At 70.5% G+C, this 12,062-nt stretch carries 13 protein-coding genes; 8 read left to right on the forward strand and 5 right to left on the reverse strand.

The window, feature by feature from the left end; translation table 11 throughout:
* Window positions 1-128: 128 nt before the first annotated feature.
* From WG922_RS01120 to WG922_RS01155, 8 genes are all read left to right on the forward strand, one after another.
* Window positions 129-1,109: a Bug family tripartite tricarboxylate transporter substrate binding protein gene (locus tag WG922_RS01120; RefSeq protein ID WP_340280017.1), complete on the forward strand. Its 981-nt coding sequence runs from the start codon at window positions 129-131 to the stop codon at window positions 1,107-1,109.
* A complete protein-coding gene (locus tag WG922_RS01125) occupies window positions 1,109-1,912 on the forward strand; it encodes an aspartate dehydrogenase domain-containing protein (protein WP_340280018.1) in 804 nt (267 codons plus the stop codon). The genes WG922_RS01120 and WG922_RS01125 overlap by 1 nt, the downstream gene beginning before the upstream one ends.
* Before the next feature lie 19 nt (window positions 1,913-1,931).
* Window positions 1,932-2,549 carry a glutathione S-transferase family protein gene (locus tag WG922_RS01130; RefSeq protein ID WP_340280019.1) on the forward strand — a complete coding sequence of 206 codons (618 nt, stop codon included), beginning with the start codon at window positions 1,932-1,934 and terminating at the stop codon, window positions 2,547-2,549.
* 43 nt (window positions 2,550-2,592) lie between these two features.
* Window positions 2,593-3,213 (forward strand): DUF938 domain-containing protein, encoded by a 621-nt coding sequence (locus WG922_RS01135; protein ID WP_340280020.1) that lies wholly within the window; start codon window positions 2,593-2,595, stop codon window positions 3,211-3,213.
* On the forward strand, window positions 3,210-3,548 hold the full coding sequence (locus WG922_RS01140; protein ID WP_340280021.1) for a TfoX/Sxy family protein: 339 nt from the start codon (window positions 3,210-3,212) through the stop codon (window positions 3,546-3,548). The genes WG922_RS01135 and WG922_RS01140 overlap by 4 nt, the downstream gene beginning before the upstream one ends.
* A 223-nt stretch (window positions 3,549-3,771) precedes the next feature.
* Window positions 3,772-3,942, forward strand: coding sequence for a hypothetical protein (locus WG922_RS01145; protein ID WP_340280023.1), 171 nt, complete (start codon window positions 3,772-3,774; stop codon window positions 3,940-3,942).
* 107 nt (window positions 3,943-4,049) lie between these two features.
* Window positions 4,050-4,442, forward strand: a complete 393-nt coding sequence (locus WG922_RS01150; protein WP_340280025.1) for a hypothetical protein — start codon at window positions 4,050-4,052, stop codon at window positions 4,440-4,442.
* Between the two features lie 136 nt (window positions 4,443-4,578).
* Complete coding sequence (locus WG922_RS01155; protein WP_340280027.1) at window positions 4,579-7,908, forward strand: PAS domain-containing hybrid sensor histidine kinase/response regulator; 3,330 nt, start codon at window positions 4,579-4,581, stop codon at window positions 7,906-7,908.
* Here WG922_RS01155 and WG922_RS01160 read toward each other — a convergent pair.
* The 5 genes from WG922_RS01160 to WG922_RS01180 all read right to left on the reverse strand — a co-directional run bounded on the left by WG922_RS01160 (window position 7,905) and on the right by WG922_RS01180 (window position 12,032).
* Window positions 7,905-8,663, reverse strand: coding sequence for a response regulator (locus WG922_RS01160; RefSeq protein WP_340280029.1), 759 nt, complete (start codon window positions 8,661-8,663; stop codon window positions 7,905-7,907). The two genes, WG922_RS01155 and WG922_RS01160, sit on opposite strands and share 4 nt — an antisense overlap.
* Window positions 8,664-8,918: 255 nt before the next feature.
* Window positions 8,919-9,299 carry a polyhydroxyalkanoate granule-associated phasin gene (locus WG922_RS01165; protein WP_340280031.1) on the reverse strand — a complete coding sequence of 127 codons (381 nt, stop codon included), beginning with the start codon at window positions 9,297-9,299 and terminating at the stop codon, window positions 8,919-8,921.
* Window positions 9,300-9,428: 129 nt separating this feature from the next.
* Window positions 9,429-10,988 carry a tripartite tricarboxylate transporter permease gene (locus WG922_RS01170; protein WP_340280033.1) on the reverse strand — a complete coding sequence of 520 codons (1,560 nt, stop codon included), beginning with the start codon at window positions 10,986-10,988 and terminating at the stop codon, window positions 9,429-9,431.
* 9 nt (window positions 10,989-10,997) lie between these two features.
* Window positions 10,998-11,444, reverse strand: coding sequence for a tripartite tricarboxylate transporter TctB family protein (locus WG922_RS01175; protein WP_340280035.1), 447 nt, complete (start codon window positions 11,442-11,444; stop codon window positions 10,998-11,000).
* A 240-nt stretch (window positions 11,445-11,684) separates the two neighbouring features.
* On the reverse strand, window positions 11,685-12,032 hold the full coding sequence (locus tag WG922_RS01180; RefSeq protein WP_340280037.1) for a hypothetical protein: 348 nt from the start codon (window positions 12,030-12,032) through the stop codon (window positions 11,685-11,687).
* Window positions 12,033-12,062 lie beyond the last annotated feature (30 nt).

Raw genomic sequence — 12,062 nt, forward strand, 5'->3', positions numbered from 1 at the left:
CCGCCGCCAGTGTCTCGAGAAAGCCTGCGGAAAACCCCGTTGCGCGCCGGCTGTCCAGCGGGCATCGCTTCTGGCACCATCGTTCGCCCAGGCCGGCGACCGCCAGCCGCCTCACCGGAACCTGCAAGATGCCCTTCTTGTCCCGCTTCGCCTCGGCGCTCCTGTTGCCGCTTGCGCTCGTCTCCCTGTCCGCGGCTGCGCCAGCCCAGGCCCAGTCTCCATCCCAGCCCTACCGCATCCTGGTCGGCTTCCCGGCCGGCGGCACCATCGACGTGGTCGCGCGCCTGCTGGCCGACGAGATGAAGGAGGACCTGGGCGCCCCGGTCGTCATCGACAGCCGCCCCGGTGCGGGTGGGCAGATCGCGGCCCAGCAACTGCTGCAGGCGCCGCCCGACGGGCGCACGCTGCTGCTGAGCCCGGACCACACGATGGTGATGCTGCCGCTGACCGTGAAGGCGCCGGGATTCAAGCCGCAGACCGACTTCGCCCCGGTCGGGCAGGTCGCCCGCTATCCCGGCGGGCTGGCGGTGTCCACGCGCGTCGAGGCGCGGTCCATGGACGAGTTCTTCGCCTGGGCGCGCAACAACCCGGACCGCGCCAACGTCGGCATCCCGGCGCCCGGCAGCATCCCGCAGTTCATGGTCCACCTGCTGGGCCAGCAGACACGCGCGCCGCTGGTCGCCGTGCCCTACCGCGGCTCGGCCCCGCTGGTGCAGGACCTGATGGCCGGTCAGATCACCGCCGGCACGACTGCGCTGGGTGACTTCCTGGAGCCGCAGGCAGCCGGCAAGCTGCGCGTGATCGGCGTGCTCGGCGAGCGACGCTCGCCCGCGCTGCCGCAGGTGCCCACCTTTGCGGAGCAGGGCTACAAGATCGACTGGGAGTACTGGCTGGGCATGTTCGCGCCCGCCGGCACGCCAGCCGCGGAGGTCGCGCGCATCAACGCGGCACTGGCCAAGGCCCTGGCCAAGCCCCAGGTGCGCCAGCGCATGCAGGCCATCGAGTTCCATCCGGCGCACGGCTCGCCCGAGGCGCTGGGCCGCCTGGTGCGTGCCGGCACCGAGTTCTGGACGCCGGTGGTGCGCAGCTCCGGCTTCGTTCCGCAGTGATGGCCCGCGCGCCCAAGCGCCGCATCGGGCTGATCGGCTTCGGCTTCATCGGCCGGCAGGTGTATCGGCGCATGGCGGCCGACATCGGCGGCCCGCTGGAGATCGCGTTCGTCCACAACCGCTCGCCCGACGCGCTCGCCGAGGTACCCGAGGCGCTGCGCCTGCACGACCTGGCCGATATCGCCACGCGCCGGCCCGACCTCGTGGTGGAGATGGCCCACCCCGACTACTCCCGCCGCTGGGGCGAGGCGATTCTGCGGCACGCCAGTTTGTTGCCGCTGTCGGTCACGGCGCTGGCCGACGACAACCTGCGCACCCGCATGGAGGCGCAGGCACGCGCCGCCGGCACCACGCTGGCCATTCCCCACGGTGCGCTGATGGGGCTGGACAGCCTGCGCGAGTGGCGCCACGCCTGGGAGGAGGTCACGATCACCTTCGTCAAGCACCCGTCCAACATCGACTTCAGCGCCGCCGGCGGCGAGCCGGCCGGCGTGCAAGCCGGTGACGTGCTCTACGACGGCTCCGCGCGTGGCATCGCGCACCTGTTCCCGCGCAACGTGAACACGATGGTGACCTGCGCCCTCGCGACGGTCGGCCTGGACCGCTGCCGGGCGCGCCTGGTCGCCGGCGCGACGCCGGGCCTCGCCGTGGCCGAGGTGACTGCCCGGGGCAGCGACGGCTCACGCCTGGAGATGCGCAAGGAGCAGCCGGCGCAGGGCGTCTCGGGCACGGAGATGTTCGAGTCGCAGTACGCGTCGCTGGTGCGGGCCGCGGGCCTGCTCGAACCGGTGGCGTTCGTCTGATGGAACGGGAGGGCCGCGCATGATCCTCCTCTGGGGGCGCATCTCGTCCATCAACGTGCGCAAGGTGGTCTTCGCGCTGCAACTGCTGGAGCTGCCTTTCGAACGCAAGGACGCCGGCGGCGCCTTCGGCGTGGTGCGCACCCCGCAGTACCTGGCGCACAACCCCAACGCCCTGGTGCCGCTGCTCGACGACGCGGGCCATACCCTGTGGGAGAGCAACGTGATCGTGCGCTACCTGGCGGCCCGCCAGGGCAGCGCCCTGCTGCCGACCGCGCTGCGCCAGCGCTTCGACGCCGAACGTTGGATGGACTGGCAGCAGACCACCTTGAACGTCGCCGGCCGCGAGGCCTTCATCCAGCTGGTGCGCACGCCTCCTGCGCAACGCCGCCCCGACCTGCTGGCACAGTCGGTCGCCGCCACCGAGCCGCTGTGGGACCTGCTGGACGCACAGCTCGCGCAGCAGGCCTTCGTGGCCGGCGACGCGATGAGCGTGGCGGACATCCCGCTGGCCTGCGAGATGCATCGCTGGCGCGGCCTGCCCTTGCCCTGGCAGGAGCGTCCGCACCTCGATCGCTGGTGGGAGCGCATGCGCTCGCTGCCGGCCGCGGCCGGCGTGCTGGACCTGCCGCTGTCCTGAAGGCGGCTCGACGGTTGCAGCCGTGGACAATGGGCGCTCCGCCATGACCGACCACCTGCCGCACAGCCCCGCCGCCGACCGCAACAAGGAGGCCATCCTGATGCACCTGCGCGGCATCCTGCCGGCGCGGGGCACCGGCCTGGAGATCGCGTCCGGCACCGGGCAGCACGTGGTGTGGTTCGCGGCGGCGCTGGATGCCTGGCGCTGGCAACCCACCGATGCCGACCCCACCATGCTTCCCGCCATCGCGGGCTGGGCCGCGCAGACCGGCCTGGACAACGTCCGCAGGCCGCGGCGGCTGGACGTGAGGGCACCCGTCTGGCCGTCCGAGGGTCCGCCGTTTTCCGAGCGATTCGACGCGATCTACTGCGCCAACATGCTGCACATCGCGCCGTGGGAGACATGCGCCGGCCTGATGCGCGGCGCCGCGCAGTACCTCGCGCCGGGCGGTGTGCTGATCACCTACGGGCCCTATTTCGAGCAGGGCGTCCCCACGGCGCAGAGCAACGTGAGCTTCGACGAAAGCCTGCGCGCTCGCGATCCCGCCTGGGGCATCCGCCGGCTGGAAGAGGTGGTCGCGGAAGCCACCCGGGCCGGCCTGGCGCTGCGCGAGCGGCACCCCATGCCGGCCAACAACCTGCTGCTGGTGTTCGCCGCATCATGACGCGAGGCGACGCCGGCGCTCCAGGGGACGAGACGCCGCTGCGACAGCTGCCGAATCTCGGCGCCGCGTCGGCGCGGATGCTGGCGTGCGCCGGGCTGCGCACGGCGGGCGACCTGCGCCGCGTGGGCGCGGTCGCTGCGTACGTCGCCACCCGGCACGTTGGTGCCAAGGTGTCTCTGAACCTGTTGTGGGCCCTCGAAGGCGCACTCACCGCACGCCCCTGGCGGGAGGTGGCGCGCCTGCATCGCACCAGTTTGCTGCTGGCGCTGGACGCGCAGCTGTCGCAGCACGCCGGCCGGCGCCACGCAGGCGCACGCCCGACCGCCTCTTCCTAGCGCACCCTGGCGCGAACGCGCCCGCTCAGAGCGCCAGGTGTGCCGAGGCCCTCACACGGAGCTTCCGCGCGCGTCGGCCCGGGGACGCCGCGGCCAGCATGATCGCCAGTGGTGTTCGTGGTTCGACGTTCTTCGACAGACGTTCTTCAACGGACATTCGCGTGCGGCGGCGGCGTGCGACGTACGGCGTACGGGCACAGGCAGCAGGAAAACGCAGTCTCTGGTGCCCCCAGGCGGTCGGGGACGCGCTCCGGTCGATGTCGATGTCGATGTCGATGTCGATGTCGATGTCGATGTCGATGTCGATGTCGATGTCCGCAGCGTAGATCTCGCGCGATGCGGCCTCTGCCGCGCAGCTACGAGCGCATTACAAATCCGCGAACGGCCGAAATGACGCGATTACCTGCGGCTTCCACAGTGCAAGCCATGCCACGGGGCACGGCGGAACACACGGCGAAGGCCACCCTGCCCCCTCCACCATCACTTCGCCAGGAGATCACCATGAACCGCATCGTCTACTCCATCGCCTACGGCACCACCGTCGCCGCAGCTGCGCTGTCCGCCACGCTGATCGCCGTCACGGCCCGCGCCGAAGGCCCTATCGCCGTCGAGTCCAGCATGCCTTTCGCCGCTTCCCGCACACGCGCCGACGTGCTGACCGAGGTCATCGATTCGCGCGCCGAGATGCGCGCTGCGAACGAGTGGACGTTGAACCAGCAGACGTTTCAGCCGCGCGCCGATGGTCCGACGCGCGCGCAGGTCGCTGCCGAGTTCATCAACGCGCGCCAGGAAGTGCAAGCACGCACCGGCGAGGACAGCGGTTCGGCCTACCTGGCCGAGCACGTGGTGCAGGTGCCGCCCGGCCGCATGCTGGCGGGCAGCAGCTTGCGCTGAGGTCTGCTGCTGCTCAGCCCCAGTCCAGGCATGCCCGCGAGCCCGTCGTGCCGAATTGCATTCGCTGCGTATCCGCTGCGTATCGGCGCGGAAATCACGGGCCCGGCACGTCCTGGACCACTCTAGACTGGCCATCATGAGCACGCCAGCGCTGATCCGGCCGGTGCCCGCGGAACCCGTGATGGATCCTGCGCAGGCGCTCCTGCGCGTGGGCCTGGCTGCAGGCTGTCCCGGCGGTCCGGCCCTGTTTTCCCAGCTCATCGCCGAGCTTGCGGCCGGGTTGCAGGCCCCGCTGGTGCTCGCCGCGGTGTTCGCGGACGACCACCACGACCTGCTGCATACCCTGGCGGTCCACCCGGACGGCCCCCTTTCCCATCACATCGACATCGCAGCGGCGCGGCTGCCGCCCGAGGCCCTCCCCCAGCAGGACTTCCGCTACGTGCGCGCCGGGCTGCGCGGCCGCCTCGGCGCACTCGGTCACGCCGGCTGCGACGAGTTCGATGCCTGTGCGGCGCTGATGCTGCGCGACAGCGCGGGCGAAGCACTGGGCGTGCTGCTGGCGCTGGACCACCAACCCGTGGCGCAGGGGCAGGCACGCATCGCCGAGGCCATGCTCACCATCGTCGCCAGCCGGATGGCCGCCGAGATCGAGCGGCAGCGCTCCGACGCCGCCATGCACAGCGTGGCCCTGGCGGTCTCCGCCGCACCCAGCGGCACGGTATTCGACGAGCTCGCACGCATGGCCGCGGCCATCCTGCACGTCGAGATCGCCTTCATCGCCTGCTGCGAGCCGGCGCGTGCCGGCATGCTGCACGTGCTGGCGATGGTCTGCGACAACCGGCTCCTTTCGCCCGGGGATCGCTATCCGATCGCGGGCACGCCCTGCGGCACCGTGCTGGGGCAACGCTTTCGCGCCTACTGCAGCGGTCTGCAGGCCAGCTTCCCGGACGACGCGGAGGCGCGCGAGCAAAGCCTGGAGAGCTATGCCGGCTATCCGCTGGTCGGGCCCGACGGCTCCACGCTGGGCGTGATCTCGGTGGCATCGCGCCGGCCCCTGGCGCAGGTCGATCGGGTGAGGTCCATGCTGGAAATCCTCTCGGTGCGCGCGGCGGCCGAGGTCGAGCGGCTGCGCGCGAGCGAGCAGCAGCGGGCCGCCCTGGAGGCGCTGCGCCAGCGCGAGGAGCAGTACCGCGCGGTGTTCGAGAGTTCGCAGGACGGGCTGATCGTGTGGGACGAGGCCCTGCGCATCGTGGACGTGAATCCCGCCGCGCTGGCGATGCACCGGCTTTCCCGGCAGGACGTGATCGGCCGCACCATCAGCGCACGCATGCCGGCGGACTATGTCGAGTCGCGCCTGCAGATGGTGCGCGACGCGCTTGCCGGCCGCACGACGCACATGGAAGGCGTCGTCCTGCGCCCCGACGGCAGCAGCTTCGAGGCGGACCTGCACGTGATGCCCTTCGCGCAGGCCGGGCGACCGCACGCACTCACGGTGCTGCGCGACGTGACCGAGCGCCGGCGCAACGAGCGCACCCTGCGCGCGAGCGAAGAGCAGTACCGCACCATCTTCAATTCCTCCGTCGATGCACTGGTGCTTCGCGCGGCCGACTTCAGCATCGTCGATGTCAACGCGAGTTACGAGGTGATGAGCGGCTATTCGCGCGCCGAGGTGCTGGGCGTGGACCGCGTGCTGGCCAACCCGCCGGAAGCAGGCGCCCGCATCCGCGAGCTGCACGAGACGGCGCTCGCCGGCGAAACCGTGCGGCTGGAGACCCAGCTCGTGCGCCGCGACGGCCACTGCTTCGAGCTGGAGCTGCGCGGTGTCCCGACGCTCTACCGGGACCAGCGGCACGTGCTCTACATCGGCCGCGACATCACCCAGGCCAAGCGCGCCGAACAGGCGCTTCGCGACAGCGAGGAGCAGTACCGCGCAATTTTCAACGCCTCGGCCGATGCCCTGGTGCTGCGCGATGCCCAGTACCGCGCGGTGGAGGTCAACCCGGCCTATACGCTGGTGAGCGGCTACACGCGCGAAGAGGTGATGCAGGCCGACCATGTGCTGACGCAGACCGACGATGCGCTGCGTGCGCGCCACCGCGTCGAGCACGACCTGGCGCTCGCCGGCAAGGAGCTGCGCTTCGAAGTGACGATCACGCGCAAGGATGGCTCCGCCTGGCAGGCCGAGGTACGCGGCACTCCCATGAGCTACCGGGGCCGCCCGCACGTGCTGTACGCGGTGCGCGACATCACCGAGCGCATGGCCGCCGAGCGTCGCCGCGCCGAGCTGGAGCGGCAGCTGCGCCAGTCGCAGAAGATGGAGGCCATCGGCCAGCTCACCGGCGGCCTTGCGCACGACTTCAACAACATCCTCACGAGCGTGCTGGGCTACCTGGCCATGGCGCAGGAGCGTCCCGCAGCGGAGCAGGACAGCACGCTCGGACGTCAACTGGCGCAGGCGCGACTCGCTGCCGAGCGCGCCCGTGACCACGTGGCGCAGCTGCTGGCGTTCTCGCGGCCCCACCGCGGCGAGCGGCGCGTGGTGTCCGCGGCAGCGATCGCCCGCGGAGCGTTGCAGCTGCTGCGGCCGAACCTGCCGACCTCCATCGCGGTGGAGTTCGACGCGCCCACCGGAGTGCACGATGCACTCCCCACGGTGCAGGCCGACGCGGTGCAGCTCGAGCAGGTGCTGATGAACCTTTGCCTGAATGCCCGCGATGCCATCGGCCAGCACGGCACCATCCGCGTCTCCATCGGGCGGGCAGGCCCGGCGCGCCACTGCGCGTCCTGCGGTGCCTGGCTGGAGGCCAACCGCTGGGCCGCCATCGCGGTCGGCGACGACGGGCGCGGCATGACGCGCGAGGTGCTCGAGCGCATGTTCGAGCCGTTCTTCACCACCAAGGACGCGGGGCGCGGGACCGGGATGGGACTGGCCATGGTGCACGGCATCGTGCACGACCATGGAGGCCACATCCATGTCGAGTCGACCCCGGGCGTGGGATCGACCTTCCAGGTGCTGTTGCCTGAGGCGGCGCCCGGCCCGAGCGACGCCGATTCGGCACCGGCAAGCGCCGATGTGGTGAGCGCGCCCCGTATGCGCGGGCGCGTGCTGCTGGTCGAGGATGAGCCGATGGTGGGCGACTACATGCAGGAGCTGCTGGAGGGATGGGGCTTGCACGTGACCCTGGAGCGCGACGCCTTCGCGGCCGAGCGCCGCCTCACCACGACGGCCGAAGCATTCGCCTGCCTGCTGACCGACCAGACCATGCCGGGCATCACGGGGCTCACCCTGGCACGCCGGGCGCTGCGCTGCCGCCCCGGATTGCCGGTGGTGGTGTACACCGGCAACGCCGCAGACATCGGGCCCGGCGAGCTTGCCGACGCGGGAGTGGCGGCCCTGCTGCGCAAGCCGGTCGATCCGTCGGCGCTGCGCGAACTGCTGGGGGAGCTGCTGGCGCGCAAGCCTTAAAGGGCGCTGTCCAGCGGCACGTACATGTAGCCCGCATTGCGCACCGTGCGGATCACGCGCGGCTCCGCAGCCGGATCGGGTTCGACCTTGCGGCGCAGGCGGCCGATGCGGATATCGATGGAGCGGTCGAACGGCTCCCACTCGCGCTTGCGCGTTTGCAGCAGCAGCTGGTCGCGCGAGAGCACGCGGTTCGGGTTGGCCAGGAAGGCGCGCAGCAGGTCGAACTCCATGGCCGTGAGCGTGACCTCGCGCCCGCCGGCCTCGAACAGGCGGCGGCCCTCCAGATCGACTTCACATCGCCCGAAGCCCTGGCGCCGGACGGCGATCGGCTGGCGCTGCTGCTGTTCGTGCTGTTGTTGCTGTGCCGGCGCGTCGGCAGGGCGGGCCTGCAGCCGGCGCAGCACGCTCTTGAGGCGCGCCAGCAGCTCACGCGGATCGAAGGGCTTGGCGATGTAATCGTCGGCGCCCAGCTCGAGCCCGACGACCCGGTCCACCACATCGCCCGAGGCCGTCACCATGATGATGCCGAGGTCATAGCGCTCGCGCAGGTAGCGCGCCAGAAGGAGCCCGTCCTCGCCCGGCAGACGCACGTCCAGCAGGACGGCGTCGGGCGTGTCGTGCTCGATGCGCTCGCGCATCTGCACGCCATTGTCGGCCTCGGCCACCTGGTAGCCGTGCGCCTGCAGGTACTCGCGCAGCATGGCGCGGATCGACACATCGTCATCGACGACGAGCAGGCGTGCGCTCGGATCCATGCGGCGGATTCTGCGACGGGCCGCCGCGCGTGACGAGGTCCCTGTACACATTGGAACCATCCGCATCGACTGCGCAGGCACCCGCTGGCGTCGAGTACGAGCCGGCGCACCGAACGAGGGCAGGACAGGCTGATGCATACGACGCGCAGGCGCCCGAGGGCGCCCCAGGCCCAACCATCGGCGAGCTCTACCTGCTCAGTACTGCAGCCCGACGGGCGCGGCACGCCAGCGGCCCGGTGCTCGCAGCCGAGGTGCTCAGCGCATGCGGCCGAGCCGCCGAGCGTTGGCCGTGGCGCGCCGTTGCACCGGCATGAGCCCCTGCGCGGTGATGGACAGCATTGCCGCGCCGAGCTGTTCGGCCCAGCGGGTGGCCGACCAGGGCGCGGCAAGGCTCGCCGCCGCCAGCGTCGCGCCGGCCTTGGCGCCCTCGGCCCACATCGCCGCCCAGGATTCCCAGAAAGCCGCCGACTTTTCCCAGACCATGCCTTCAAATTCGCGCCGGTCCCGTGCCGAAAGGACCGGCCCTGCCCGCGCCATGCGCACGAGCCGATGAGTCACGACCTGGGGTGTGGCCATGGACAGGGCCAGCGACTGGGAAAGGAGTTGGTGGTGGGAGCGTGAGCGGTGCGCGGGCATGCGGCTGTCGTGAAGTTGCTGTTGACCGAGTGTCGCGTGCTGCGGCACGGGCGGGCGTGCCGCGGAAGTAACACTCGGTGCGCTGCGCCCGCCGCACCGGGCCTGTCGAGTACCACGTGCCGAAGGCGATCAGGCGCCCTGGCGCCGCTCGGGTGGACGCGGCGGCTGCGGCTCAGGCTGCGCCACGCCCGCTGCCTGCGCCCGCACCGTGCCGCGTGTGCGCAGGCTGCTCCAGAAGCTCCACAGCAGCAGCAACGCACCGAAGGCGAGCAGGGACGCGCTGATCGGACGCTCGACGAACACCATCGCGTCGCCCCGCGACAGCAGCAGCGCCCGGCGCAGGTTCTCTTCCATCATCGGACCGAGGATGAACCCGAGCAGCAGCGGTGCCGCCTCCATGCGAAACAGCATCATCAGGTAGCCGACGACACCGATGAAGGCGACCATGTAGACGTCGAAGGTGTTGTTGTTGACGCTGTAGACCCCCAGGCAGATGAACACCAGGACCGCGGGAAACAGGATGTTGTAGGGGATGCGCAGCAGGCTCACCCACAGGCCGATCAGGGGAATGTTCAACACCACCAGCATGACGTTGCCGATGATGAAGCTGGCGATCAGGCCCCAGTACAGCTGCGGCTGCTCGGTAATCATCATCGGGCCCGGCTGGATGCCGTGGATGATCAGCGCGCCCAGCATCAGGGCCATCACGGCGTCGCCCGGGATGCCGAGGGACAGCGTGGGAACGAAGGCCGTTTGCACGGCCGCATTGTTTGCCGCCTCGGGCGCTGCGACGCCTTCGATCGCACCCTTGCCGAAGCGGTCGGGCTCCTTGGCCACCTTCTTCTCCATCGCATAGGACATGAACGACGCGATCGACGAACCCGTGCCGGGGAGCGCGCCGAAGAAGCTGCCGACACCCGCGCCACGGAGAATGGGCGCGACCACCCTGCGGGTGTCCTCGCGCGTCGGGGCCATCGAGCGGAAGGTGATCTTCTCGGCCCGGCCGCGGTGGATCTGGTTGATGCTGTTGATGACCTCCGAGATGCCGAAGATGCCCATGGCCAGAGCCACGAGGTTGATGCCGTCGGTCAGTTCCGGCACGTCGAAGGAATAGCGCGCGACGCCGGTGTTCACGTCGGTGCCGACCATCCCGAGCAACAGCCCCAGCACCACCATCGCAATGCCCTTGACCGGGTTGCCGGTGGCGATGGTCGATGCCGCGATGAGCCCCAGCAGCATCATGGCGAAGTACTCGGCGGGCCCGAACTTCAGGCCGAGCTCGGCAATGCTCGGCGTGAAGGCCGCCATGATGAGGAGCCCGAGCAGCGCGCCGACGAAGGAAGCCACCGTGGTGATGAACAGGGCGACACCGGCGCGCCCCTGCTTGGACATCGGGTAGCCGTCCAGGCACGCGACAGCCGCGGACGGTGTGCCGGGAAGGTTCAGCAGGATCGACGCAGTGGAGCCGCCGTACGAGGCGCCGTAATAGACGCCCGCGAGCATGATGATCGCCGTGGCCGGCGTCATGTGGTAGGTGATGGGCAGCAGCAGCGAGATGGTGGCCAGGGCGCCGATGCCGGGCAGCACGCCGATCAGTGTTCCCAGGAACACTCCGGCAAAGCAATAGAGCAGCGTGGCCGGCGAGAAGGCTTCGGAGAAGCCGAGGGCGAGGTTCGAGAAGAGCTCCATGCTGCCCTCCTACAGCTGCCACGCGAACAGCGCCAGGTTCATGCTCAGGGCCTGGACGAAGATCGCCACCATCAGGACCGGCACGGCGATGGACAGGACGAGCCTGCCTTTCCAGCGCAGGTCGTCGTCGGCCAGCGAAGCGATGAACACCGTCGCCGAGACAGTGGGCACCAGGCCGAAGCGGTTCAGGCCGAAGGCGAAGACCAGGACGGCGGCAAGCACCAGCGCGAGGCTCTTCCAGCGAACGACCATGGGCTCGCCGGGCCGCCGAAGCGCCGGTACCGCGATGGCGACGCCGAGCACGGCGAGCAGCCATCCCAGCACCGTGGGGAAGTAGCCGGGCCCCATGCGCGCCGCTTCGCCGAAGGCATAGTTGCGCGCGTGCAGCGCAAAGAAGATGCCGACCATGGTCAGCAAGACACCACCGAGGATGTCCCGTGTATCGCGTCCGGTCACGTTGTCGCTCCTTGTGTACGTTGTCGTCGATGGCCGCGCGTGCGCCAGGCCGATGGCGTGCGCATTCACGCTTGCGATCTCTTTGGAGTCGGCGCGAGCCCCGCATCTCGTACGGGTTCGTGCGTATGCCTCGTAAAAGAGGGTTAGCAGGGCACCTGCACGCTGCTGCTGCCGCCGCCGCTCGGGCTGCGCGTGCTGCTGACGCCGCACGCCGCCCCGAGCCGCCGCCGCGCCCAGGCGCTATGGAACCGCGTGCCGCGGCAGCGGATCGGGCGCTCCGTGTACCCGTTCGCTGACGGCGTTGGCCGCCACGCCGGTGGCGCTCACCGCCGAGGACTGCGTCTGCAGCGCCGGCAAGGAACGCACTCCGGCCTGCGCGAGGGTCTCGGCGTGGGCTCGTCGCGCGCGGTCGATGCACAGGGCGCGGTCTGCAACACCCGCTTCCTGGCAGGTCTGCTTCGCGGCATGGAACGCGTCGTCCGCCTGCCGCAGCACAGTGGACTCGGGAGGAGGAAGCCTCGCGGCGACGGCGGCCACGAGGGGCGCCGGCAGCAGCGAGAGGGCCACGAGGGTCGGTAGAGGCTTCACGATGGGGCTCCGGTTGCGACCGTATCCATC

Source organism: Ramlibacter sp. AN1015 (genome assembly GCF_037726105.1).
Classification (GTDB): domain Bacteria; phylum Pseudomonadota; class Gammaproteobacteria; order Burkholderiales; family Burkholderiaceae_C; genus Ramlibacter.